The sequence below is a fragment of the Agriterribacter humi genome, assembly GCF_009192765.1.
Classification (GTDB): Bacteria; Bacteroidota; Bacteroidia; order Chitinophagales; family Chitinophagaceae; genus Agriterribacter; species Agriterribacter humi.
Genome location: NZ_VOHQ01000001.1, coordinates 13,122 through 39,482 on the forward strand (window position 1 = coordinate 13,122; position 26,361 = coordinate 39,482).

The 26,361-nt window shown below is 40.1% G+C and carries 25 protein-coding genes; 8 read left to right on the top strand and 17 right to left on the bottom strand.

Annotated elements, in window-relative coordinates; translation table 11 throughout:
• Nucleotides 1–229: 229 nt before the first annotated feature.
• The 4 genes from FRX45_RS00060 to FRX45_RS00075 all read left to right on the top strand — a co-directional run bounded on the left by FRX45_RS00060 (nt 230) and on the right by FRX45_RS00075 (nt 3,597).
• Entirely contained in the window at nt 230–907 is a 678-nt protein-coding gene (locus FRX45_RS00060; RefSeq protein ID WP_152266353.1) for a BON domain-containing protein, read from the top strand.
• A 112-nt stretch (nt 908–1,019) separates the two neighbouring features.
• Nucleotides 1,020–2,057 (top strand): zinc-dependent alcohol dehydrogenase family protein, encoded by a 1,038-nt coding sequence (locus tag FRX45_RS00065; RefSeq protein WP_226804771.1) that lies wholly within the window; start codon nt 1,020–1,022, stop codon nt 2,055–2,057.
• Nucleotides 2,058–2,096: 39 nt separating this feature from the next.
• Nucleotides 2,097–2,606: an AAA family ATPase gene (locus FRX45_RS00070; RefSeq protein WP_152266354.1), complete on the top strand. Its 510-nt coding sequence runs from the start codon at nt 2,097–2,099 to the stop codon at nt 2,604–2,606.
• A complete protein-coding gene (locus FRX45_RS00075; RefSeq protein ID WP_152266355.1) occupies nt 2,584–3,597 on the top strand; it encodes a hypothetical protein in 1,014 nt (337 codons plus the stop codon). The genes FRX45_RS00070 and FRX45_RS00075 overlap by 23 nt, the downstream gene beginning before the upstream one ends.
• Before the next feature lie 247 nt (nt 3,598–3,844).
• Here the strand turns inward: FRX45_RS00075 and FRX45_RS00080 are convergent, their stop codons facing one another.
• From FRX45_RS00080 to FRX45_RS23435, 11 genes are all read right to left on the bottom strand, one after another.
• The gene (locus FRX45_RS00080) at nt 3,845–4,126 is read right to left on the bottom strand and encodes a zinc ribbon domain-containing protein (protein WP_152266356.1); all 282 of its coding nucleotides are present in this window, start codon (nt 4,124–4,126) and stop codon (nt 3,845–3,847) included.
• 43 nt (nt 4,127–4,169) lie between these two features.
• Nucleotides 4,170–5,771 carry a L,D-transpeptidase family protein gene (locus FRX45_RS00085; RefSeq protein WP_152266357.1) on the bottom strand — a complete coding sequence of 534 codons (1,602 nt, stop codon included), beginning with the start codon at nt 5,769–5,771 and terminating at the stop codon, nt 4,170–4,172.
• Nucleotides 5,731–6,168 (bottom strand): hypothetical protein, encoded by a 438-nt coding sequence (locus tag FRX45_RS00090; RefSeq protein WP_152266358.1) that lies wholly within the window; start codon nt 6,166–6,168, stop codon nt 5,731–5,733. Before FRX45_RS00090 ends, FRX45_RS00085 begins: the two co-directional genes overlap by 41 nt.
• A gap of 221 nt (nt 6,169–6,389) precedes the next feature.
• On the bottom strand, nt 6,390–6,836 hold the full coding sequence (locus FRX45_RS00095) for an Hsp20/alpha crystallin family protein (RefSeq protein WP_152266359.1): 447 nt from the start codon (nt 6,834–6,836) through the stop codon (nt 6,390–6,392).
• A gap of 250 nt (nt 6,837–7,086) precedes the next feature.
• Entirely contained in the window at nt 7,087–8,670 is a 1,584-nt protein-coding gene (gene glgP / locus FRX45_RS00100) for an alpha-glucan family phosphorylase (protein WP_226804774.1), read from the bottom strand.
• Between the two features lie 75 nt (nt 8,671–8,745).
• Complete coding sequence (locus FRX45_RS00105; protein ID WP_152266361.1) at nt 8,746–9,189, bottom strand: Hsp20/alpha crystallin family protein; 444 nt, start codon at nt 9,187–9,189, stop codon at nt 8,746–8,748.
• Between the two features lie 232 nt (nt 9,190–9,421).
• Entirely contained in the window at nt 9,422–9,688 is a 267-nt protein-coding gene (locus FRX45_RS23790; protein ID WP_152266933.1) for a rhodanese-like domain-containing protein, read from the bottom strand.
• A 37-nt stretch (nt 9,689–9,725) separates the two neighbouring features.
• On the bottom strand, nt 9,726–9,926 hold the full coding sequence (locus tag FRX45_RS00115) for a DUF6132 family protein (RefSeq protein ID WP_193311528.1): 201 nt from the start codon (nt 9,924–9,926) through the stop codon (nt 9,726–9,728).
• 14 nt (nt 9,927–9,940) lie between these two features.
• A complete protein-coding gene (locus FRX45_RS00120; RefSeq protein ID WP_152266362.1) occupies nt 9,941–10,402 on the bottom strand; it encodes an OsmC family protein in 462 nt (153 codons plus the stop codon).
• A 213-nt stretch (nt 10,403–10,615) separates the two neighbouring features.
• Nucleotides 10,616–11,002 (bottom strand): DUF302 domain-containing protein, encoded by a 387-nt coding sequence (locus FRX45_RS00125; protein ID WP_152266363.1) that lies wholly within the window; start codon nt 11,000–11,002, stop codon nt 10,616–10,618.
• Between the two features lie 469 nt (nt 11,003–11,471).
• A complete protein-coding gene (locus FRX45_RS23435; RefSeq protein WP_226804776.1) occupies nt 11,472–11,696 on the bottom strand; it encodes a hypothetical protein in 225 nt (74 codons plus the stop codon).
• Between the two features lie 468 nt (nt 11,697–12,164).
• On the opposite strand from FRX45_RS23435, the gene FRX45_RS00135 reads away from it, so the two are divergent.
• Entirely contained in the window at nt 12,165–13,442 is a 1,278-nt protein-coding gene (locus FRX45_RS00135; RefSeq protein ID WP_152266364.1) for an acetyl-CoA hydrolase/transferase family protein, read from the top strand.
• A gap of 118 nt (nt 13,443–13,560) precedes the next feature.
• Here FRX45_RS00135 and FRX45_RS00140 read toward each other — a convergent pair whose 3' ends face one another.
• Together FRX45_RS00140 and FRX45_RS00145 are read right to left on the bottom strand one after the other, a co-directional pair.
• Complete coding sequence (locus FRX45_RS00140) at nt 13,561–14,598, bottom strand: zinc-dependent alcohol dehydrogenase family protein (RefSeq protein WP_152266365.1); 1,038 nt, start codon at nt 14,596–14,598, stop codon at nt 13,561–13,563.
• Nucleotides 14,599–14,948: 350 nt separating this feature from the next.
• Nucleotides 14,949–15,356 (bottom strand): YidH family protein, encoded by a 408-nt coding sequence (locus FRX45_RS00145; protein WP_152266366.1) that lies wholly within the window; start codon nt 15,354–15,356, stop codon nt 14,949–14,951.
• Nucleotides 15,357–15,736: 380 nt separating this feature from the next.
• On the opposite strand from FRX45_RS00145, the gene FRX45_RS00150 reads away from it, so the two are divergent.
• Complete coding sequence (locus tag FRX45_RS00150; RefSeq protein ID WP_152266367.1) at nt 15,737–16,834, top strand: baeRF3 domain-containing protein; 1,098 nt, start codon at nt 15,737–15,739, stop codon at nt 16,832–16,834.
• A gap of 566 nt (nt 16,835–17,400) precedes the next feature.
• Here FRX45_RS00150 and FRX45_RS00155 read toward each other — a convergent pair.
• Both FRX45_RS00155 and FRX45_RS00160 read right to left on the bottom strand, forming a co-directional pair.
• Nucleotides 17,401–17,871 carry a pyridoxamine 5'-phosphate oxidase family protein gene (locus FRX45_RS00155; RefSeq protein WP_152266368.1) on the bottom strand — a complete coding sequence of 157 codons (471 nt, stop codon included), beginning with the start codon at nt 17,869–17,871 and terminating at the stop codon, nt 17,401–17,403.
• A gap of 26 nt (nt 17,872–17,897) precedes the next feature.
• The gene (locus FRX45_RS00160; protein ID WP_152266369.1) at nt 17,898–18,740 is read right to left on the bottom strand and encodes a universal stress protein; all 843 of its coding nucleotides are present in this window, start codon (nt 18,738–18,740) and stop codon (nt 17,898–17,900) included.
• A 489-nt stretch (nt 18,741–19,229) separates the two neighbouring features.
• Here FRX45_RS00160 and FRX45_RS00165 point away from each other — a divergent pair, with 489 nt between their 5' ends.
• A complete protein-coding gene (locus tag FRX45_RS00165; RefSeq protein ID WP_152266370.1) occupies nt 19,230–20,498 on the top strand; it encodes a LamG domain-containing protein in 1,269 nt (422 codons plus the stop codon).
• 610 nt (nt 20,499–21,108) lie between these two features.
• Here the strand turns inward: FRX45_RS00165 and FRX45_RS00175 are convergent.
• Nucleotides 21,109–22,608, bottom strand: coding sequence for a tetratricopeptide repeat protein (locus tag FRX45_RS00175; protein WP_152266371.1), 1,500 nt, complete (start codon nt 22,606–22,608; stop codon nt 21,109–21,111).
• Between the two features lie 128 nt (nt 22,609–22,736).
• Here FRX45_RS00175 and FRX45_RS00180 point away from each other — a divergent pair, with 128 nt between their 5' ends.
• Nucleotides 22,737–23,627 (top strand): caspase family protein, encoded by an 891-nt coding sequence (locus tag FRX45_RS00180; RefSeq protein ID WP_152266372.1) that lies wholly within the window; start codon nt 22,737–22,739, stop codon nt 23,625–23,627.
• Between the two features lie 364 nt (nt 23,628–23,991).
• On the opposite strand, the gene FRX45_RS00185 is transcribed toward FRX45_RS00180, so the two are convergent.
• Nucleotides 23,992–25,962: an FG-GAP-like repeat-containing protein gene (locus tag FRX45_RS00185; protein ID WP_152266373.1), complete on the bottom strand. Its 1,971-nt coding sequence runs from the start codon at nt 25,960–25,962 to the stop codon at nt 23,992–23,994.
• Between the last annotated feature and the right edge of the window lie 399 nt (nt 25,963–26,361).

Genomic DNA, 26,361 nt, shown 5'->3' on the forward strand with positions numbered 1-26,361 from the left:
GATGCGCAGCCAGGCTATATCCGGCAAAAGAAAATAAATTTAACCAGTTATACCGCAGGATAATCAGCTAAGGAACTTACATATCAGGTGAGGCCCATCTCAAACAATATCCTTTATTGCTTTATTAATTACTATCACCAAACATACTGACAGCACTCATTGATTGCCGGTATGGTCCATTGTTCCTTTGTGTAGTAAAACAAATTAACCATTTCAAAAATTTTAAATCATGAAAAGCGATTATCAAATCCAGAAAGACGTAATGGAGGAACTCAAATGGCAGGCTTTTTTAAAGGCATCAGAAATTGGTGTGGCAGTTAAAAATGGTGTTGTAACACTTTCCGGCAATGTAGATTCCTACTCGAAGAAACTGGCAGCAGAAAACGCTGCTAAAAAAATTGCCGGAGTAAAAGCTGTTGCCGAAGATATAGAAGTAGGCATTTCCCCTATCTATCGTAGAACAGATGCTGAAATAGCAGAAGCGGTACTGGATGCCCTAAAATGGCATACCGCAGTTCAGGAAGAAAAAATTAAGATTAAGGTTGAAGATGGGAATGTAAAGCTGGAAGGCGAAGTAGAGTGGGAATACCAGCGTACCATGGCCAAAACCGCCATTGAAAACCTGGCCGGTGTGCGCTTTGTCATCAACTTAATTACTGTAAAACCAAAAATTTCACCTTCCGACATCCAGGAAAAAATCATTGCCGCCTTTCACAGAAGCGCCACCGTTGATTCAAGTAAAATTAGAGCTGAAGTAGAAGGAACCAAGGTTACACTTCGTGGCACAGTGCGGTCCATAGCCGAAAAAGAAGATGCAGAAAACGCTGCCTGGTTTGCACCCGGTGTTATGAGTGTGGTAAACAAGATTGAAATTGAAGTACCTGAATATGAATTTGAAGAAGAGTGATCTTTTTAATAGAATTTGCCAGCAGTGCCTCACTTTAACCTTAATATACCTGCCCAAGCAATAATTGCTTGGGCAGGTATATTGTAACGATCAATTACAAAATATTCATTTAATGCAGTCAACCGGTAACAGATTAAAAATACCCGCAAGCATGCAGGCTATGGTTTTGGAGACCATCGGCCAGCCATTGGTAATGAAAACATTTCCTATTCCGGTACCTTCCAGTCAGCAGGTGCTTGTAAAAATAATAGCCTGTGGTGTGTGCCGCACTGATCTGCATATTATTGATGGGGAACTTACAGCGCCGAAATTGCCACTTATTCCCGGGCATGAAATAGTCGCAAGAGTTGTAAAAGCAGGTAGGGAAACATCACGCGTAAAAACAGGTGAAATAATTGGGATTCCCTGGCTGGGCTATACCTGCGGCGAATGTAAATATTGCCGGAAGGGACAGGAAAATCTGTGTGAAAGCGCCTTATTCACGGGCTATACTATTGATGGCGGTTATGCTGAATATGCAGTGACTGATGAACGTTACTGCTTTCCGCTTCCTTCACAATATGCAAATGCATCCGGATCCCCACTTTTATGTGCCGGGGTTATCGGCTACCGTTCTTATACCATGACCGGCAAACATGCAAAGAACCTTGGTATTTACGGATTTGGAGCCGCTGCACATATCCTGGTTCAACTTGCGATACATGAGGATAAAAGGATATTCGCGTTTACAAGCGACGGGGATGTTGAAGCACAGAAATTTGCCATGGAGCAGGGAGCTGTATGGGCAGGCGATTCCTCACAATTGCCAGCGGAAAAAATGGATGCCGCTATTATTTTCGCGCCTGCGGGCAACCTGGTACCCAAAGCCCTGAGCAATACCAATAAGGGTGGTACTGTAGTGTGTGGTGGCATACACATGAGCGATATTCCGTCTTTTCCTTATCGTTTGTTGTGGGGGGAAAGAGTACTTCGCTCCGTGGCAAATCTTACCCGCAAAGATGCGGAAGACTTTTTGAAGCTGGCTTCACAGGTTTTAATTAATACACAAATAAAAACATATCCTTTACATCAGGCAAACGACGCCTTAAACGATCTTAGATACGGAATGGTTCATGGGGCTGCAGTGCTGGTAATGGATAATAACGATTGAAAAGGGCTGAAGAATATCATGATTAAACAATAATATAATATGGTCATTATTATTTTCGGACTACCGGGTTCAGGTAAAAGCTACTTTGCTTCCAGGTTCGCAAAAGTGATCAATGCCGCATATATCAATAGCGATAAGGTGAGAAAAGAAACCTTTGAGAAAAGCGTATATTCTGACCTGCAAAAAAAAGCAGTATATGATAAAATGCTGGAACAGATGAAGCTGTCTGTAAAGCAAAATAAAAATGTAGTACTGGATGCCACTTTTCATAAAGAGAATACAAGGAAAACCTTTGTTGAAGAAATGAAAGATAAGGGCGGGATTTCCTTTATTGAAATACAGGCTGATGAAAATACAATCAGGGAACGATTAAAAAGGCCCAGGCCATACAGTGATGCAGATTTTGAAGTTTACAAAATCATCAGCCAGCAAAATGAACCATTGAATGAACCTCACCTGATATTAAAGTCAACCGACAACATAAACGAAATGATCCAAACGGCAACCGATTATTTGAAAACAAATAATGACAACAGAACAAATCAATAGCCTGTTATCCCGTGGAAAGTTCCCTGAGCAAACCAGCAAGCAGGAATTAATTGAAACACATATATCCTGGGTGATACTATGCGATCAATTCGTGTATAAAATTAAAAAACCAGTACAATATTCCTTTCTTGATTTTTCCACTGCTGCGCTCCGCAGGCACTATTGCAAAAGAGAAATAGAATTAAATAAAAGGCTTACCAACAATGTCTATCTCGAAGTGTTGCCTGTAAAAAAATGGGAAGATGAGATTGCAATAGGTGGGAAAGAAGGCATCACAATAGATTATGCCGTAAAAATGCATAAACTGGATACAGGAAAACGAATGGATGTATTATTAACTCAGCATTTAGTAACCGAAGCTGATATAAAAAAACTGGCAGAAAAAATAGCTTCCTTTCATAAAAGCACAAAGATCATTTATCAGAAGGATTTACTGGAAATCCAGGCAAAATTCAATGATCTGGAAGCAGAAAAGGAACTCTTATCTAATCAACCCGATAGTACATTGGGCGTGATCATAGCGGACGCTATTGAATTTTCTGATAAGTTTCTAATCAAGAATAAAGCGTTGATGGCAGGCAGGCTGAGAAATGGATTTTACAGGGATTGCCACGGCGATTTACATTCGAGAAATATTTTTTTATTGCCGGATCCCGTACCTTTTGATTGCATTGAATTCAACGATGATTTCCGCCAAATTGATGTATTGAACGAAGTAGCCTTTCTTTGTATGGACCTGGATGCCTTTGCCCATAAGAACTTATCAGCCCTGTTTCTTAAACATTATAATCATTTTTTCCCAACTATAAAAACAAAAGCTGAACATAATCTTTTTATTTACTATAAAAGTTACCGCGCCAATATACGGGCAAAAGTAAACAGCCTTCGGGCAAAGAGCGCAACAGGTGAAGAAAGATCAAACTCACTGGCTATGGTGAAGAAATATCTCCACCTGCTGGAAAGTTATATAAAAGAACTCGGAACAGTATAAAACACTTGTGGGTGAAGTGTCTCCACAAAAGGCATAGATTGTTTTTAAATATTAACCACACCGCAAATTTCTTCTTATACCTGCAGGCTTAACAGGTTACTCAATCCTGTAACAGTACCCTCATGCACCCATATTTTTATCCCGTATCTTTTCCAGAACGTAGCCCTAAAACCAGCGATACCTTTATTACAGTCAATAAAAAATAGACCGACACCTGCTTCAGGTATCATCAATTTAAAAATTATTATTATGCCGTCAATTGAATGGTTTCAACCTTTCTCCACCTTTTTAGATTGGGCAAACTATTCAGGGAAATACCAATGGTATCTGCATCCATTTTCATTTCTTCCATCTTATCTCTTACCCTCGTTTTCATTTCCTCTAAGGTAATATGCGGATCTGTGAACTGCCCGTTTTCGTAACAATATTTACAATAATGCTTTTTTCTGGAACCATCTTTCCCGGTTCCAAAAAGTTCAGGGTCGCTCAATGGCATTGAGCAACTCTGACATATTCTTTTACTTTCCATTGATTGCATTTTAGTGTAAGAAAATATAATACAAACCTGTTTCCTATTTACTCCAATTCTTTTTTTTATAAACATCTTCAAAAAACACAACATGTCCGCTTGAATCCACCCCTGACGTATTGTACCAAACGATCACCGGCATTTTTACATCCGCGGGTACAGTAATCGGAGATTGATTTTTCAAACAACCAGCTTCAGTAAGCGTGTCTATCGCAAGGTGGTTATTATTTAAAACAAGATGCCCCAATTCCATTGGCTTTTCCATGCGCATACAACCATGACTGTAAAATCGCCGGCGCCGTTTAAATAAATTTTTATCGGGCGTGTCGTGCAGGTATGCGCCAAAAGGATTATGGAAATTAAGTTTCAGTAATCCCAATGCATTATCACAACCAGTGCCCTGCCTGATAGTATAAGGAAAATAATTACGGCTCAAAGCATACCAGTTAACTGAATGCGGGTCTATGGTTTGCCCTGATTTGTTTAAAACCTGGTAATTATTAGCATCAAGAAAGGAAGGATCTCGCTTAATAGCAGGCAACAACTCTTTGGCAGCAATGCTAAGTGGCACGTGCCAGAAGGGGTATAAGATTACTTCGTTCACTGTACTTGCGAGTGTAAACGTGGGAGTAGATGGCTTACCAACTACGATTCTCATTTCCAGGATCACTTTATTATCCCGGTAAACTTTAAGATATGCAGCCGGAATATTGACAACAATTACGGACTGATTTTGAGTAAGGCAAGATAGCCACCGGTAATAATTAATTGAAAGCGCCAATTGATCTAATCTAACTTTTAAAAGCACATTGCACTCCCGGATGATTTCCTGATTCAATTCACCATTTACCGAAAGATTAAACATCAATTGTGCTTCCTCTATTTTTTGTTTTAAACTTTTTTCTGAAGTGTCCTCATTGGTTGAATCCAGGATGCCCAACTGGTAAAGTTTTTGCCAAAGAGATTTATTTTCAGTATTCACTTTTTTGGAAATGATAATCTTTTCACTAAAATCCTTTTTCTCCATTACTTCCGTAATCCAATTGATCTTATCCCCTATCACCTTCACTTCTTCCATTGGCGGTGAAAGAAAAGATGCAAGAAAGTGAATTTTGTTTTCTAAAATATATTCGGCGAGGCTTGCAGGTATCTTACAGCAATCAGGAGCGTACTTAATTCCCATGTATCCCAACGATGGCTTGGCATTGCCATAAGCAATATCGCTGTAAAAGTGAATAGCGGCATCAGAAATGAGAACTTCTGCTTTAAGCGAATCTCCCAGGTTTTGCAAACGAAGAGTACCGTTCTTAAATGCTGAAATGAAGCTATATTGATAATCTTTTTCCCTGAGTCCCCATTTTGGGGACGATGATAAATTATCCAGTAAACAGGCAAGGTTAATCGTTTTCTCTTGTTGCATCCATACCGGTTGATAGTTGATGCGCGGATAAAAATCCCTAATCTCTTCCTGATAATTTATTTTCAATTCCTTTCTATCCAAATTGTCTAAGAGATATTGCTGAAGCAGGCCGGGACTAAGTTGGGCAGAAGCGGTAAAAACAGACAGAATCGTTAATAGGAAAACCCCACCGACTTTACAGGTTCTAACGATCACGCCCGTTGGATATTCTTTGCTGAAAATCATTAAAAGCTGATTTTAGGATCCGAAACCTGATTGTAGAATTAGCCATGTCTTTGCGCAGGTTTTCTATTTTTGTGTCCAATAATTTTTCAATTTTTCCACTATCAGATATTTTACTGTACAATACATTCTCTATATCACTGGCATCGCTTCTCAATAAATGAATCAACTCGTCTTCTCTGATAAATTGAGTTTGAAAGCCCTCTATTTCTTCAAGCAAATTTTGATCATAGTTGTTTTTGAGAATGTCCGAAATTTCGTTTTTCAGCAAAACGTTTTCTTCCATCCTCGAATTAAGCAACTGCTTCCATGCTTCAATCTCAGTTTGAAATTGCCTTATACCCGTTTCGGTACTCTGATTCCATGCGGATTTACTTTTCAAAGGGCTTTTTTCTTTCATAAAGTTTATCAATGGGAAAAAATAAATAAAAACTTGATTGGCAATTACTAGAATAATCCTCCGATTACAATTTAAAAATACCGATTGAAAATTAATGATTTTTTAAAATAACCTTCCCCGGACAATTTGCACAGAAACAACTGCCTTTTGAGCGTTTGAATTTATTAAATGCCCGTCATTCTTATAATGAGGGGCATTAATATTGTACAAATCTTTCAGTGTTATTTAACTGTAATCTGCCTGTTCACTGCCATTTTTTTCGCTTCTTCTTTTTTAGGTAAAACAAGCTTTAGAACGCCGTCCTGGTAATGCGCATCAATTTTGTCTTTGCTTACTTCATCAGGAAGCGTAAAGCTGCGTTCAAAAGAAGAATAGCTGTATTCACGGCGGGTATATCTTCCATCCTTTTGTTCATTCTCTTCTTCTTTTCCACTTCTGATGGCAAGCATATTGCCTTCCACATCAATTTTAAAATCTTCCTTTTTCAATCCCGGTGCAGCCATAGATACCAGATAATCCTCTTTTCTCTCGACTATATTTACCGCAGGCACATTCAATATCCTTGATGGAAAATCACCGTCAAACAGGTCCAGCAAAGATTTGTTAAAAAAATCTCCAAATAGGGAGGGTATGCTCTCCGTTCTTTTCGTCAATGTTCGCGTGTTCATAATTGTTTGCTTTGATTGTTAAAAAATATTGTTTATACAGCAAAAATATGTCGGCCATTTTCCGAAACAGGCATCGCTAATCAACGAAAGCAATGAGATTGGTCAGTGTTTTTGATGTGCTAATTTTGAACGCTGAGTAAAAAGATGAGAAATTATATATCAGCATATCCAATGATGTGAGTCATCCATCTATTGCGCTATATTTTACGGATAGTCTTGATTATTCTTCTTCAGAAAGCCGTATGCATTTTTATACTTCTGCGTATAACTTCTCATAGTATTCCCTGGCCATCCTATTGCTGTCGAACCGGGGCATAATATCCCGCATTCCGTTTTTTATAACGGATATCCATTTGTCAGGATTATCATAATACATTGGTATTATTTCCTTTTCCAACAAGTCGTATAAGGCACGGGCCTCGGCCTCATCCTGTTGATGAACGGCTAAATCATATGGCGCTGCCGGGATAATAAAGCTATTATTTTTATCCTTTGCAAACTCAGGAAACCATCCGTCCGGCATGGAAACATTTACTGCGCCATTCATAGCTGCCGTCATGCCACTGGTACCGCTTGCCTCATGACCCATCCTCGGCGTATTGAGCCAAACATCTGCGCCTTGCTTAAGCAATTTTGATAGCTTCATTTCATAGCCTGTTATGATTGAGCAATTGGGATATGTTTTACAAATATCAACGATCCTGTCAAATAAAGCAATTGCCGTATAATCCATTGGGTAAGGCTTTCCAGCCCAGATAATTTGTACAGGCCTGTTGATATTGGAAACCAATCGCTCAAAACGATTCATATCACCAAGCAATAATTCCGGCCGTTTATAACCGCCAAATCTCTTTGCAAAGACAATGGTTAGAACGTTTTCATTAAATATCTCACCATTTTGATCTGCCACTTCTTCAAACAAAACCTGTTTACATTTTCTTTTTCTCGTTGCCAACGCCCTATCATCATTTTCACTTAAAGCTTTATACATTTCATCGTCAGCCCAATACGCAAACTTTTGTGCATTGGTAATAGCGATTAATTTACCACTGCTTTGCGTTTCTTTACACATACTTTCCAGGGTCTTACAATGCAGCTTGGATACAGCATTTACCCTGCCAGCCAGCCGGATGGCTGTACCGGTATGGTCCAGCAGATCGTTTTTTACCTGAGCAATTTTTCGTACCTCTTCCGGGGAAATACCCTCAAAGTATCCAAATTTTTGCAGCAATAAAAGATTGGTTTTTTCATTTCCACTGGGTTCCGGTGTATGATTGGTGAATCTTAACCTCCTTTCAACTTCCTTTACATCCTCGTATTTTTTATAAAGATGAAATGCCAACGGCAAACCATGAGATTCATTCATATGATATACATCGGGCAGCCAGTTTATGATCTCTAATAATTTTGCACCTCCATTACCCAACAAAATAGAAGCAGCAATTCTGGTTTCCGGGTTAGAATCGTAAAGCCTGTGGCAAATAGTTTTGGATAAGTAATCATTTTCAGGGATATCGGTACTGAGGAAAAACACCGGCGCTGTATGAAAAATCTCGGGTGCCAAATAATAAGCCGTTACAAATACTTCATGGCCGGAAACGTTGACGGAAAATCTTATATCTGTTTTTTTTAGAAAGCCATATACTTTTTCCTGAAACAATACATACATTGCCTGGTCTTGTTTTCTGACCTGGTCATAATATCCATATTTCCATAAAATACCTATTCCCAATACGTTTTGCTGTAATTCATAAGCGCTTCGCATATGGGAGCCGGCCAAAAAGCCCAATCCACCGGCATAGGTTTTTAAAGGCTGATGTATTGCGAATTCCATACAGAAATAAGCAATTTTTTTTTGAAAAGAAGGATGAGCAGAAAAGGGAATAGAAAAGCTCATAATAAAGCTGCATTAATAAATTGCAATTTTTGTATTTGCTGTTTTTAGAGGATGGCTTGATTTGGGAATATACATTTGCAGAATGCCTGATTTATAATTTGCATTTGCAAATGCCGTATCTGCATTGTCAGCCAATACAATCCTGCGGTTAAAACAATACTTAAATTCATGTGCCTGAAAATTGTCCTGTTCAGTAAAATCACAACGATCATGAATTACAGATATCGTCAAGACATTACCAAAAGCCTTTATCAAAAACTTTTCTCTTTTCACGCCTGGCACAGCTATTTCAATTTTATAGTAATTTGCCGCCTCTTCAATATTTACAGGAAGAATATTCCCGTTTCCTTTGGAAAAATGTTTTGTTTTCTGCTTAAAATCATTTTCTTTAAACAGGGGAACATATTCACCCGGGTAAACCGACAAATGGGTTGTATGTGAAAGACTGTTGTGCATATATCCTTACCAAGTTACTATTATGCTTTTTGCAATCCAATTATCGGGATCATTAACAACGATGATCTTGATCATCTCTTTTTTTCGCCAGTGGAATAATATCCCATTACCTGATTTTTTTAGATTGATTGTACAGGTCGGATTAAATTGCCGGAACTATTTTAAATTTTTGCACCTTTAGACTATTTCATTCCTCCATTTGTTTGCCATATCCATTGCCATTTATACCATTTTAATATTGCAGCAAAACAGCTTTGTATCCGTTGGATTCCAGTATCCTCTTGGCTGTACCGCTTCTTATTCCTGAGGTGCAGCAACAAATAATGCATTTATTTTTATCCTTCAATTTTGATAAACTATTGCTCAACTGATCTACCGGAATGTTGATCGAATTTTTGATGTGGCCACCTGAAAATTCATCTTTGCTTCTGACGTCTAAAACAATAGCTCCCTGTTTTATTAATTCGCTGTAATCTGTTTTAGTTCCAAATCCGAATATTTTTTTATTGACTCTAACATTTTATTTTGTGATTTTTTTATTTTCTTTTGAAAATATTTAAAAACAATCCTCCCATCAAAGCACCATACAGTGTGCTGTTCAATGGTTTTGATGTAATGGCACAGGTTCCGGAATTGCAGCCGATGAAATGATAATAGAGATAGCCACCAATGGCTCCAATAAATACTCCCGCAATAGTAAATTTATATTTAGAAAGAAAGTCTTTTATTCCGGTCATGTTTTTATATTTGGTTAATTTAATGCTGCAGCTTCTTCTTTTTTATTATTAAAAATCAGTTCGCCGTTATATTTAACTTCCCAGGTTACAGGCAGCGCTTTCTTCAGCATGCTGCTTACACCGCAATATTTTTCCTGTGAATCTGTTACTGCATTTAGCGCAGCTTCTTTGTTTTCAGCAGTGCCTTTAAATTCGTAAATAACATGGATTGCGATGTATTCAATCGGTACTCTTTTGCTGATTTCTCCAATCACTTTCATGTCGAAATCATCCACTTTTTTATCACCCCTTCTCAATATTGCCGCAATGTCCATTCCGGTGCAACCCGCAAGAGCCGTTAGTACAAAAGGTTTTGGAATAGGGCCGTTGTCTTCCCCACCTACTTTTTCGGGGCCATCCATTACAATAGTATGCCCGTTTACCAATGCATTGAATTGCATTTTGCCCATCCATTGTACATCTATTTCGTGTGCCATAAATTGCTCATTTTTCGTGTAACCAAATTTGATTTTCTTCGTTGATATATTGAAAAAATAGTAAATAAGGTAGAAGCTATAAGCGCTGTAACCACAAGAACGGTTACACTGCCAGACCGGAAAATAATACCGGTAAAGAACAGAAGTGCAATGGACTCAACGATGCGGATGGTTTTATCCGGGTTACTCAGATTTTCTTCTTGCATTTATAATTTAAATGCTAAGCATCACTTTGTTTAATTTCTCTCTCACCTCATCAGCAACTTCGCCTAATTTCTTATTTTGTATCGCCATCATAGAAGCTACCGGATCCACTGCAGAAACCTCTATTTTACCATTTTCCCTCTCCTGAACTATTACATTGCATGGAAGCATTGTCCCGATTCTATCTTCAGCTAACAGAGCTTGATGTGCAAAGTGCGGATTGCAGGCGCCAAGAATCTTATACCTTCTGAAATCAACATCCAATTTCTTTTTTAAAGTCTCTTTCACATCAATTTCTGTAAGTATGCCAAAACCTTCTTTTTTTAATTCTTGCGTAACTTTTGAAATAGTGGCATCAAAATCACCAGTAACTATTTTTGAAAAATGGTAGTTCATCTTATTTATATTTTCAAAGTGATTAAATAATTATTTTACAAAGTTGCATCAATTAAAAACCCCGGTCGGGAACTTATGTTACACAAGTAAGGAATATTTTTACCACTAATCATTTTAGCAATAATTCTTTCTTTGTGAAACCAGTTCAGCAAGTAAACCCCCAAAAATGAAGAATGATAAACGGAAGCAAATAATACAACGATTTTCTTGTTTCTATTTTTTAAAACGAATGTAAACTTCTATGCTATTCTTTTAAATGATATGAGTTATGTTTTAAGATGACATTCGTTAGGCATTTGCAAATACTTCCCTTTATTTCTATCGTTATGTCTGATGAAATACCCATTGAAATTTTTAAATTGCATATTGTAATAATGCCGCCTCTGAAAATCCTGTTTCAGTTGCCAGGTTTTTCGTGGTCAATTCCCCGAATACCATCCCTGTCTATAATTTACGGGGATACTATTTTTTAGCAACACTTTCCGCCACCGGATTCCACATCCAATTTTTTTGAGCCCCCATTCCAACGGGCAAAAACAAGTACAGAAAGAAATACTACCAGTCCCCCCCGCCAGCCCATGGCCATCATCACAAATATGGTAACTACCACAATTGCGATAAACAAATGCAGCAATAATTCCGCTACCTTTTCCGAAGCAGCTTCTCCATAATTTCGGGTAGTACTTACATGCACATCAGAAGGGATGATATTATCTTAAAGATGCTTTACTTTATTTAAAATCTGTTCAGAAACCTTCATTGCATCCGCTCCCGGCTTTTTGGCGATGGTCTATTAAACCGTTAGGCACCAAAATTATGAGACTTAACTCTTTCAATTAAAAAAAGTATTTGTAATTGGTCGTGACTTTTGTAACATGCTGTTCTTTTCAAAGGTTCATTTTCATAAACGATTGAACAGGTTGCGCCCATGATTTATGCAGCAGGCAAAATCCGGTGAATATTCCCGGGTTCGTACCATCACTTTGCGATAAAGTATATCGGTTACGTTTAAAAATGGCCTTTACAATCTTAAAATTTTGCAGCCATATATTTTACGCACAAAGATCATTCATTTGGCTGATAGTGCTCATTATTTTAATTGAGACCGAAAATGACCTTTAAGCGTCCATTAATCCCATTTTCTTACTAAAATCAGAAAAAATTGGAACAATATATTTCAGGCGAAGATGCGGTAAAAATCATCAAATCCGGCGATAGCGTTTTTGTGCATGGCGGTGCGGCGACACCTCATTTTTTATTAAAAAAAATGGTAGCGCGTGCGCCAGAACTTACCAATGTGGAAATCATCAGTATGAGTACCTACGGTGAGGCGCTCTATGCAGATGAAAAATACAAAAATAATTTCCGGATCAATTCTTTATTTGTTTCGGCAAACGTACGGCAGGCCGTGAATGAAGGCCGGGGCGATTATATCCCTGTTTTTTTGAGCGAAATCCCGAATTTGTTCAGAAGAAAATTAATTATTTTGGATGTGGCATTGGTACAGATTTCACCGCCCGACAAGCATGGATGTTGTTCTCTTGGACTTTCCGTTGATGCAACCTCCGCCGCTATCAAAGCCGCAAAGCATGTAATAGCACAGGTAAATCCCAAAATGCCAAGAACTTTTGGGGATGGACTGGTAAATATAAAAGATTTTGATAGTCTCGTTTATACAGAGCAGGAGTTACCGGAAGTAATTTCCGATGAATCGCATTCTGATATTGCCTTAAAAATTGGCGCCTTTTGTTCGGAAATTATTGAAGATGGCGCCACAATCCAAACAGGAATCGGAGCTATTCCGGATGCAGTTCTGGCAAGCCTTTCCAATCATAAAGAACTGGGGCTGCACACGGAAATGTTTTCCGATGGTGTACTCCCATTGATTGAAAGAGGAATTATCACCAATCAACATAAAAAAAAATGCCCTGAAAAAACTGTGGCCGGATTTATTTTAGGAAGCAGAAAGTTATATGATTTTGTAGATGATAATACGGGTGTATTGGTGATGAATATTGATTATGTAAATGATACCGCTGTGATTCGCTCTAACCCAAAAGTTACTGCTATCAATAGCGCCATTGAAATAGATATTACGGGCCAGGTTTGTTCCGATTCTATTGGTACCTATCATTATTCGGGCGTAGGCGGACAGATTGATTTTATCAGGGGAGCAGCCTTATCAGAAGGTGGGAAACCAATTATAGCCTTACCTTCCACCACTTCCAAAGGCGATTCTAAGATAGTCCCTTTTTTGAAACAGGGCGCAGGCGTTGTTACCACAAGGGCGCATGCCCATTACATTGTTACAGAATATGGCGTGGCATTTTTGTACGGGAAAAATATGAGGGAAAGGGCAAAAGCTTTAATCCATATTGCACACCCCGATCATAGAGAAATGTTGGAAAGGGAAGCTTTCGGAAGGTTTAAAAATCTTTAGCTTTTTTGTACATTACAGAGAAGGCTAAATGGCCCGTAGCGCCCAGGCGTTCATTCGGCACCTAATCAGTGGTATTGCCTGTTCTGCTATTGTAACATGTATATATTTTAATGGAGTGTTATGTATTGTTTAAAATAACTTTTAATGCTTTTTCTTTTGCGGCCTGTTCAAATGTATTGTAGGCAATGATAATGTCGCTTAATGCGAACCGGTGCGTAATCAGTTGTTTTGCGTTCAGTTTTTTTGAGTGTACAATATTTAACAGCATGGGAGTTGTTACCGTATCCACCAGACCGGTTGTGATTGTAATATTATGCGCCCAAAGATTTTCGAGATGAAGATCAACCTTTTTTCCGTGTACTCCGATATTGGCAATTGTTCCGCCAGGGGCCACCAGCAATTCGCACAACTCAAAGGTTGCAGGAATGCCTACCGCCTCTATGACTGTATCCGCACCTCTGGCAGCTATCCGTTTTACTTTTTCAACGGCATTTTCTTTTACATTGTTAATGATATGCGTGGCACCAAATGTTGCCGCAACGGCCAGGCGGTTATCATCAGTGTCAATCATAATAATTTCTGAAGGCGTATAAAATTGGGCTGTAAGTAAAGATGCCAGCCCTATAGGCCCTGCCCCGACTATGACAACCGTAGCACCTGGTTTAACCTTACCGTTTAATACACCGCACTCAAAACCCGTAGGCAATATATCACTCAGCATTACCAGGGCTTCTTCGTCACTGTTGTCGGGAATATGGTACAGGCTATTGTCCGCATGAGGTATCCTTACATACTCTGCCTGAGTGCCATCTATTAAATGTCCCAGAACCCATCCTCCGTCTTCACAATGAGAGTACATTCCTTTTTTACAATAACTGCATTTGCCACAGGATGTAATGCAAGAGATCAATACCCTATCTCCTTTTTTAAAATTGCTGACGGCAGTTCCCGTTTCTACAACAACACCAACACCCTCATGACCGAGAATCCTTCCGTCTGTAACTTCAGGAACATCCCCCTTGAGTATATGAAGATCCGTTCCGCAAATGGTAGTTTTTGTGATCCTGACGACTGCATCGGTGGCTTGCCGGATAACAGGTACAGGCATTTCCTCCCAGCTCTTTTGTTTCGGTCCGTGGTATACTAAAGCTTTCATAAACAAGTTTGGCTGCAAGATACTCTTCCATTTCCAGTCCTGTATTGATCCAAATTAAGGGCTTGTATGATTTTCATCATAGATGTGGAATAATATTTACAAGGAGTAGAAAACAAGTGGTTTCCCCGTATTTGCTTTTTCTCTTTTGAGCCCATTACTTTTATGCTCTAAAAAGTTACCATGGAAAATTCTATGGCTGGCTGCTGTTCGGATTGGATTAGTAGCGTTGAGCGCTTTAACCCGTACTTGATAGTATGAGCAATTGAGAGAAATCTATCGCACCAGTATTCAATTATCCAGGATTGGGATAATTTTTCATAGACACTACCCGAATAAAATTAAATACATGGTCAGGTAGTCTCAATAAGGTATGCAATTAACAAAACGCCGACCAATACAATGCACCCCATAACAATAATAATCAGCATGGCTGAATGCTTGTAGTTGCCTGAAGTAATTTGCTTCGCAGTTTTACGGTAGCGCAAAAAGGCTAAAATACAGGTTAGCAATCCTGCTGCCACGAGGATAATGCCAACCGTTTCTGAATATCTTCTGTGAGATACAACCTGCGGGTTGCCCATCATAAGTGCTAATTGCCTGACAAACAATGAGAACTTAACTACTACAAAACCAAATGCCATGATACCGATAGCTGTTCTGATCCAGGCAAGAAAAGTTCTTTCATTGGCCAGGTGATCACTGGTATTTCCTGTAGTTCTATCTATTTTTTCATAAATGTAGCAATCAAACACATTCATACCACGGAAAAAAGAATAGCACTACAGTATATAGTCACAATCTGCTAAAAGCGAAAATTACTATAAGTGCATTCTGTTGTAATTTTAATATTCCCACCACTCCCCTTTTGAAATATTGCGCGGTACGCATCCCTTCCCATCCGGCAGTTATAACTACTTTGAATGTTCTCAAAACTTCTGGGGTAATGCATGGTTGAGCGGTAGGGTTCCTCTCCATTTGCGGATGAAGGGAAAATGGAATATTCAACTGAAAGAGTAACAAGATCGAATACAGGCATTTTCCTATACCGACAGCAGTGAGGACAATCAACAGTTTTTGTGACAGTCATCAACTTCTGCACAAATGATTGGAAGTAGCTTCGGTATCTAAATCATTTTTTATGAACTCCGTATTGCAACCGCAGATACAAGAACTGATAGAGACAGTGCATTATCGCCCCGCTGTTTCTATATTCCTGCCATTTAAGCCCGTTATGACCTCAAAAACGATACTTTCTCACACTATCAAAGCCTCGATTGACCACGTAGAGCGACAACTGTTGCAGGATTACCCATCTGAAGTTGCAATACTCATCATGCAGAAGTTGCAGACACTTGTAAACAACCTCAATTATAATACATACAAAAAAAGCATTGCTATTTATGTTTCACCTGTTTTTGAAAAGGTTTTATACCTTGATATTGAGATGGAGCATAAAGTTGTAATTGATGAAACATTTGAGATAAGAGATCTGCTATATAACAAAAAACTGAGGAAGAACTATCTTGTTTTGCTATTGAGCGGAACAAACGGCAAGATTTATCTTGGCGAAAACAACAAATTGACACTTATTGTATCGCCACCGCTAAGGCCGGCATATACCTACAGAAACGATCTTGCCGAACGCGTATCGAATTTCAGCGAGGTTTCGGAGCGCAAAAAGATCCTTATGGAAAAATTTCTTCGCCATACCGATGCCTCACTGAAGATAATCGTAGACGCTTATAAATTACCACTCTTTGTTATTGGCCCGGAACGGGTGTTGGGACATTTTAAAAAAATCACCCATCAGGGAGCCCATGTGATAGAATACCTGACAGGCAACTATCATGAATCCCCTGTCAGGGAACTGGAGGAACTCTTAGAACCCCTGATTCACAATTGGGAAAAGGTAAAACAAACAAACCTGTTACACAAAATTGATGCCGCCGCAGATAAACATAAATTAGTGACAGGACCAGCGGAAATCTGGAAAGAGGCTATGAGTGGTAAAGGGAAACTTTTGATAGTAGAAAAGAATTATTTTGTTACCGCCGAAAAGCAGAATACGCTTCAAATCGTTCCGGTCTCCTCCCAATCTTACAGTAAGTTTTCAAACATACACGATGCCATTGACGATATAATCGAAAAAATATTATTAAATGGTGGGGACGTGGAATTTGTAGATGATGGAATGCTTGCCGAACATGGGGGTGCCGTGCTGATTAAACAGTACTAGTCCACTATTGTCGCAGATGAACATAATAGTTCTTAGATAATCCAGTTCACCGGTCATCATTACAAACAATATTTAAAACGATGAAAGGCCTGGAAAATCATCCCGGTTCTTTTCACTGAAAAATACAAAGTATGTATAGCAATCCAATAGACTTACGTACAAAACAAGATAATATTTTTTTGTCTTTGTCCTTCCTCCAGGCGGCGATGATTCTTACGGCTTCCATACTAAGCGTGCTGCAGCCATCGGTGTACAAGTTGGAATCCCATAACTGGCAAATTCAAGCCATCGGGCAAGACATCATAGACAGCGTATTGGTTGTACCCGCACTGGTCATATGCACTGCGCGCGTTTTCCGGAACAAGGCAAAGGCTTTCTATATTTGGGGGGCTGCATTTATACCTGTTGTATACGTTTATCATTTACGCCTTTAACGTCCATTTCAACAGCTTTTTTTTGTTGTATTGCGGCATCTTAGATATATGTATATTCCTTGCTCTGGCATTCCGGCCGCATACTTCAGCTCGACTCCTTCAAAATGGTTGTTATCAGTCATCGTATACTGCTTAGCCTGCAAAAAGGGACGAAGGTTCGCGTCTTTCAAAACGACCGGTTTTCCCGGTAAGTAAAATCCGGAAAAAAATGCCCGGCACCCTTTCGGATTCTACCGAAAAAGGCCACAAGGGTGAAAGATGAGTGGTTTCACTGCTCTGGAAAGGCAATACTCTTGCTGAAAGAATTTCCAATGCCTTCTTACGACTCTTCTCATCTGAAAGCTCTTCCACTTCGCCCCAGGCAATTACACTTCGCCAGTTGGCCATATCCTGCATGTCGTCTACCTGGAAGCAAACCTTTGGATTCTCCCTGACAATCTTCATTTTCAATCCTTCAAAAGTACGAGCATACAAATATTGACCATCATACGCATAGCTGATAGGCACTACATAAATAAAATCATTGGTATGACAGCCAATGCGTCCCACCAATTGGGACTGCAACAATGTTTCTATCTCATTATCCGTTAAATTGCCGAACATATTTAATATTGTTTTTAGTAAATAAATCACCGATGTGCTATCAAAACGGGTAAGTTCAACATACTAAGCACTCTTTCTGCCATGCTCTTTCTAAAAAAATTACTGAGCATATTCCTGCCAAATGCCCCCATCACTACAAAAGTATTCCGTTTACCTATCAGGTATAAAAGTAGTTCATCTCCAGGTTGTCCATGTAAGGTCTTGAATTCCACGTTAACATAATGTAAGGCCAAAAGTTTCCGGATCATCTCCATATGGATTACTGAATTATCGGACTCATTTTCATTTACCTGCAGCACGATTATTTTTTTGGCTGAAAATGCCGGAAACAGATGAGTAAACTGCCGCATGGCAAAAACACATGATTTGCTTCCATCGTATGCGAGCACAATTTCATCAACACCATCGAAACTAAACGGGGCAAGAATAACCGGGCATTCACTTTTTAAAAGCAACTCTTTTATAAACACTGTAGGCGTTGATTCCGTGTTGTTGGAGAAAGATAAATCAGGGTCGGCGATCAGCACATCAGCAAACCGGCTCTCCAGAATGATCTTTTCTAAACTAAGCTTTCTGAACGCACATACAGAAGCATTCACACCTCTTGATTGACAGGCGTCCGAGAAAAGCTTCCTGTTGTGCGCATATAAGTCTTCCAATTCATGATTTTCCGGCAGATCATTATCTATTATTGTTTGCACATGCGGCATACTATGTACCTCTTTGACCACAGGAACCTTTTCATAGCGTGTGGACTCCAGGAAAAGTATTGTGAGTTCAGACTTTGTTGCTTTGGCAACAAAACAAGCAAAATCCAAAGCATGCAATTTTGCCTGCGCGGCGTTAGTTGCCAGTAATATTCTTTTCATACTGCTGATTGTATGTCAAAAGTATTTTGACCAAAGTTGTAAAATGATGATTGGGAATATTGCATGTATTGATTTTAATCACTGCGGCTCCGGAAAAAGGAAAGAATTCTAAATTTAGGTACAGGCATTCGTATTTTTACAGCTTCTATTATTGGTGGTGTTTTAGGATATATCGTATTGAATAGTAAAAGCAAATAAGTTCTAATGAGCAAAATATATTCACATCGCTTTTGATTGTAAGAATTATAAATGGATACCTAAGAAGTCAAATATCAGCTAAAATTAAATCTGCTGAGAGAAATGGAACTAAAGCAAATGACCCGACAATTCAGGAGTATCAGCACCCGGCAGAACTCAAAGTTACACCAGCCCTTTAGTTGCTGTTCTCCTGCCATCCGCGCCAATGTTATAACTGTATGTGCATTTGTAAGCATGTTATTAACTATTGTATGTAGCTTCGGCTTCCAATTAATTTAAAAAAACCAAATCATGAATAAATCTATCCTATTAGCTCTTTCAATTATAACCTTTCCGGTTATTCTGATTGCCCAGATGCCTGCTGGTGCCATTGCAATCTACGAACTCAACAATACTGCTACCGATATCAGCGCTAATGGTTACAACGGATCACTCGCTTCCACTTCAGCCGTCACGAACCGCTTTAGCAATAGTAATTCTGCCACTGCATTTACTGCAGGCTCTTCAGTTGGAACTTTGCCGTTGGCACTGGTAACTGCGGTAAGTGATGATTTTAGCGTTGGCTTTTGGTTCAGGACTACGATGACTGCATCGTCAAGTAGTCAGTGGTATGGCGGCAATGCACTTGTTGATGCTGAAGTTTGCGGCGGTACTACCGACTGGGGAACAGCGCTGATAGATGGAGGTAAAGTTTGCTTTGGCATTGGCAATCCCGATATCACCGTCAAATCAACTGTGGGAGGGTACAACGACGGTAACTGGCATTTTGTAACAGCAACCCGCAACAAAACAAGCGGCACCATCATTTTATACATGGACGGCGTGCAGGTAGCTACATCGTCCGGTACCACCACCGCTTCATTAACCGCACCAAATAGCATTCGCCTCGGATCCAATCCCTGCGCTCCCACCTGTGTGTATACCGGCGATCTTGATGATATGGTTTTTTACAACCGCGTGCTGAGCAGTACTGAAGTAACAAACCTATATACACATTTGAGTAGTGTGATTCTGCCGCTCCGCTGGATATCCTTCACAGGCGAAGTGCAGGGAAACCAGGCAAAACTGCAATGGCAGGTGGAAGCGGTTGAAAACAATGATCATTTTGAAATAGAACATTCAACAGATGGAAGTCATTTTATAAAAAAGGGAACACTCCGTGATGGGGACGGCACTACAACAGTTCCGGGCAAATTATTGTATTCATTTTTGGATGGCGGACTGGCGCCAGGCTTACATTTTTATCGCATCCGGCAGGCAGACAAAGATGGCAGGTATACTTTGTCGAAAACCCTGCAACTCAAAGTAAATTTTAAAATCGCCGGGTTTTATTTGGGATCGAATCCTGTAGCTGATGAACTATTACTGGTAAACGGAAATCATATTGAGGTGGTGCAACTGCAGGTAGCAGATATGTCTGGAAGAATATTGCTTGATAGGAAGATGAAATCAACCGATGCTATTATAAGAACAGATGTAGGCAAATTGCAACACGGGTACTATCTTCTTAAAATAAGCAGTATCAGCAGTGACATAACAATTCCCTGGATAAAGCAATAAATAAATGAAGGGTATTTTCCCGCCTTTTATATCCAGGGCGCAGTGCATTGTTATGTATTTTAACCAACACCTATGGGAATAAAAATTAGCTATAATTTTTTTATATTTTGTTTGCAATAATAAACAGCTTTTTGGTCCGTCATTCATAGAAGTAACAGAAAAAAAGACAAAAAAAGATTGGGCGGCGTTTATTAAGCAAATTGCCGATGAATGGTACCCGCCTGCAAAGAAGATAACATTGGTAGTGGACAACTTGAGCAAACTGAAGATACGCGAAAACCAAAGAAACTTTACCCCAAAATTATCGGTTGACATGACACTATTGCGTATGGAGCAGACCCCGGCGAATCGTTCAGCGCGGGAGTCTCATAGCTTCCCGCAATAGCTTTTGATGAATACCCAGCGCGACTATGGCTAATAAAACATTTTTCAACAATATCCTTTTGCCAAAATAAATGTTTATATTAGGAGTATTAAATTTTTATTATGCCTGCAAAAAAAAATACCAAACCCGCTGCTAAAAAAGCGGCAGCAAAAAAAGCGGCGAAAAAACCACTTTTAAAGAAAGGCGGCATTAAGCCCGTTATTCCAAGCTCTTAAAGATGGTAAATTATTGCTTGTCTGCTTCTGTAGTTTCGTCTGCGGAAGCAGATTTTTTTTGCGCTGTTGCTTCGCTTTTTTTCCAGGGCATATCTTCTATGGTTGCTTCATTGGCGGCAATCATATCTTCCTGCACTTCTTCTGCCCCAGGCGCTACCTCCCTATGTACACGGGGCTTTGTGAGCTTTTCTATCAACAGGCGCTCCAGCTTATGATGCAGTGGTACCAACCCCGCGCCTATCACTACCAATATCAGCAACTCCAGTACTTTGTTATGATGCGTAAGCTCTCCTATCGGCGGGTGAAGCAGCAACACCAAAAATTCAAACAGCAACAGCAGTGAAACCACACCCATAAAACGCACCACATTTTTATGGATGCGTATTTTGCTCACGGCCACAGTAAGCATAAAAAATACCGGTATAAAAATGCAAATGGCCAGTATCTGCAACTGTTGTATCCTTGTTTCATTTTCTCTTTGTTTTTGTTCGGCCAATTCTGCCTGCCGCAATTGTTCATTACTGCTAATGATCATTGCTTCTTTTGTTTTGGCTTGGCCCTTTAATGAATCCTGCAGCATTGCCGCCTGTTCCATGTAAACAAAAGCACTGTCGTATTTTTTTTTATTCTTGTAAAAATGGCTGAGAAAAGTAGCGGCATCCAGTTCCCTGCTCAGGAAGCCATCCTTGCGCCCCGTTTCAAAAGCAAGCCTGCCATAATGCAGCGCTGAATCGGGCTGGTTGTTTTTCTGAAAAACATTGGCCAGTCCCAGTGTTGCTTCGCAGAACATATCATTATTGGTTCCATCGTTCAAAAAAACCAAAGCCTTACGGTAGTTATCCGTGGCTGTGCTATCGTTTCCTCCGGCAAGCTCTACATTACCAAGGCCCAGCAATGCTGCGCCCTGGTAAAAACCATCCTGGTTACTGAGCCCCAGTTTTAGCGCTTCCGAAAAATAATAATTTGCCGAATCCGCTTTTTTCATCCGGTAAAAGGTTTCTCCAAGATTGATCAAAATCCTGTTCCTCAATTCTTTTTTTACTTCTCCGCCGGCAGCATGTATGGCAGAATCGGCCCTGTGTAAATAACTCAGTGCATTGGCATAATCTGCCAGTAAAATATACATAAGCCCGATATTGTTGAGCGCACTTGCATAGTTCCGGGCGCTGTTTCTTTTTTCTTCGATCTGCAATTTGAGCACGTAATTATTGAGTGCGCCGGAGTAATTGCCCAGCAGGTATTGTGCTGTAGCCATTACGGCCAGGGAACGGCTTTCGCCTTCTGTATACCTGATGCGCTTTGCGAGTAACAGTGCCTGTTGTGCCAGTTGCAAAGTGGTATCGGGTTTATAAAACTGGTATTGCTCAGCCAGTTTCCACAACAAGCTTACCCGGTTGCTGTCCTGCGCTTCTGTTCGCAATGCATTTTGCAGACTATCCATTTTAAAAGGTTGCGCAATGGTGGCCGTGCAACAGGCAAAAAAGACCAGGATACAACAATACCGGGGCATGTGCTATCGTGTTAGGGTTTGTTGTTGCAGATTATTATCCATTCTTGCTATTTTCAATTATATTTAATGGGTTGTGTATCGGCTTTTTAAAATCCACTGCAACAGCAATAATCTAAATTTAATGAATTATGTGTGCCCGCACAGTTTTATCTTTTACCCGCCGGTTAGCCAGGTTCAGGGAAGCATTGCAAAAAGACAGATCTGGTCTTACACCCAAACTCATTCTTATTGTTATGGCAAATACCCACGACCCTGAAATTGCCAAAGGTTGTGCAAAAGATGTAAAAGCGGTGCACACTGTATTTAAAAATATCTGCCGGCATACCGATTTTGATTTTTGTGAAATAGAAATTTCCGGCAAAGATTACAACCGCGAAAATTTACTGGAGGCTATTGACAGTATTGAACCTTTTAATAATGATGTAACCCTGTTTTATTATTCGGGCCACGGCTTTAGTTATGAAAAAGACACCAGCCGGAAATATCCGCAGATAGATTTGCGGGCGCACAACAATAAAATGAATTATAACCATATAGATTTTATTAATGAACATACCGAAAACCTGGCGGTGATGTTGCAACGCATGCGGCTCCGGGGCGGGCGCATCAATATTGTTATAGGCGATTGCTGCAATAGCAATGTCCCTTATAAACGCACGAATGAAAGCCATGTGGAAATGGATATTGTGGAAGACCTGTTGCCTCCCGTTGGTACGGCAATGACTAAAAAACTTTTTACGGATGAAAATCATACTATTTCCATACTGGTGGCTTCGTCACAGCGCGGCCAGTTTGCCATCAGCGATTCAAAAATAGGAAGCATATTTACATACTATTTTACCCGCGCATTAACAGCGGTGCTTTCCCATGAACCGCAGGAAGGGCAATACCTGCCCTGGAATCAATTGTTAGAAAAAACGACAGCGCAAACATTCCGCCTGAGCAAGACCTACGATATTGGTGGCGGCAAGCCGGGCCACCAGCAGGCAATTTTTGAGATATTAATTGAAAAGGAATAATTTTTTGTTCGCAACCTTTAATCAGTATGATAACTTTGATTGCAATAATATTATTTCTCATTCTACTATTGCTTTCCTCCATTCGTTTTATGCTGATTTTAGCACTTAATACATAAAATTTGCTGCTAACATTCTGCTAACAGGAGTTGAATTTGAGCTTAGAAAAATCAATGAAGACAGTTCCTTTTCTTTAGCAGGTGCGCTTTTTTTCTCTTGTTGCCCCCCAGGTACTTATGGCCGCCCGCATGACTTTTTTGAATACCCCGGCGTACCCATAAGGCATCAATTTGATGCAATTCCCTCGTCAAACCAATACCTCCGTGTCACTGTGTCTCCGTGTACCAAAAAGACTTTATCCGGTAACTTACTTTTTCATAAAATAAAAATGCCCGTCTTCAGCGCCAATCAACAGCCCGGCAAGCGCATCATTGCCGCCCCAGTGTACAATGGTTGGACTGGTGGTATGGCCCGCAAGTACCTTATCACTTACCTGCCCTATTCCTTCAAAATATACATTTCCGTTTTCCTCTCCCTGGTTTATCAATACAGAAGCATTGAGGCTATTTAATATGATATCAGGTTTTCCATCATTGTTCCAATCGGTGATCGCAAGCTTTACTCTTCCACTGGATCCATTCTCCTTTAGGTTCAGCCTTAACGGACCCGGTGTGTTCTCCATCACCGAGTGCCTGGAGTCGAAACCGGATGCCTGGCTGCCATAAAAAATCCTTCGCCCCGGCTTTAGCATTAAATTACCTTTTGCGTTCGTAAACCGTTCAAAAAATGCCAGGTATCCTTCATGATCAAGCATCACAATATCCATCAAACCATCGTCATTCCAGTCTATAGTGTATGGCGTTGTTCGCCATTGGGTAACCAGTTGATCGGGCTTAGCCTTAAACCAGTTCCATTTAGGCTGTTTTGGCGCCGATCCCTGCCAGTCTATTTTTACATCTTGTATGTTGCTTAGCACAGGCGACCCTTTTTTACCTGTATTTTTATACCACTGAATTTTTCCCCAAATGGAATTGATAATAATGTCTTTTAAACCATCGCCATCCCAATCGGCTACCGATAGCGTGGTATATCCCCATTTGGCTTCGGCAGGTCCCTGTATAGATCCATTCGATCCGGCTTGTATGCGAATGGTTTTACCGGCAGATTTTAATAATGCCGGTGCAGCCCAGCGCGGCATGCCATCATAATTTCCAAGATTTTCAATAAACCCTATATACCCGGCGGAATTTCCTGCAATAAGATCCTCGTCTCCGTCATCATCCCAGTCTGTACTATAGGGCGTAACCAAAGCGCCAAATTTTAAATGCTCCGCTTTTTGTTTAAAGTAAACAGGAGATTTAAATACCGGCATACCCTTTTTTACTTTACCTGTATTCCTGATCAAAGCCACCCTCCCATCCTCATCGCCTACCACCAGATCTATATGCCCGTCGCGGTCAAAATCAACAGCAACAGGAATGATCATTTCGAGATCCATTTTAAGTACGCCTTCCTCATTGCTTAATATTTTTCCACTTGCATAAACCGGTTTTTCTCTTGTTCCTGTATTTTCAAACCAGGTTAACTGATCCAAAAACTCACCACATATTAAATCAAGATCACCATCGCCATCAAAATCGGCAAAGTTGGGAGAAGGTGCACCATACTGATCAATTTCTTTTCCCCCTGCTTTGAGCCTTCCCTTGTTAATATATGTTCCGTTTGTATTTTCAATTAAATATACATACCCATGAAGCGGACCATTGATCCAGTTTCCTTTGCTGTCAAAAGCGTTGTCCCAGCCGTAATCGCTCCAGTCGTCCACACCCACCACTATATCAGCGTCTCCGTCATTATCATAATCCACCAGCTTCCACTGATTGAAACGGGGTTTTTTTTTAAAATCCTTTAAAATTTCCTGAATGGGGAACAATGAATCTTTTTCGGCGCCTATTGTTTTTTTAAAATGGATGAGTTCATAACCTGGAACCAATACCCTGGCTTGGTTATTAATATAAGAAACCTGCACATCTTTTAAAGCGCCTGCCAGTCTTTGCCCGGGCGAAAATACAGGCCCCGCTCCTCCTGTGAGATTTTCAAAAAAATAAATTCCGTTATAGGGTTTATCGGGGCAGGAAACCAATAAATCCATATCGCCATCCTCATCAAAATCCATCGGCATTGGCCAGGCCCATAATCCAACGCCAAGCTCAACTACCAGACCGGGGTTATTGTATTCAACTATTTTTAAATTACCGGGATCATTTGTTTGAGCCAGGGAAGTTTTTAAAAAAAGTGCCGCTGTCAAAACAACAAATAATTTAAAGCAGTTTTTCATTTTATTATTTTATGCAATGTTGTTTAGTTAATAGGGCCGGTACCCGATAAAAGAAGGGGTCAGACCGTAAATTTTTGGTTACGAACTTTGGCATTTCATAGCATCGCCTGGGGAGCCTGCCCCGATGACTCCGAATGCTTTCGAAGGAAAGCCGGGGCTACTCTCTTCCGGGGCCGGTAATGCTATGGAGCAGCCATCCTTTATTCCAACGGGGTCTTCACAGCCGGGCAACTGTGTGAAGAGCAATACCCCCGCAAATCGTTTAGCCCCAGGGTCATGGCTAGCCCACAATAGCCTTTGATGAAGACCCCGGCACGAATCTTATTGTGCGGAAAGCGGGACCCCGGCGAACAGGAAAACTACTTAATTTTAGTGATCATCTATAGAAAAACACTACCG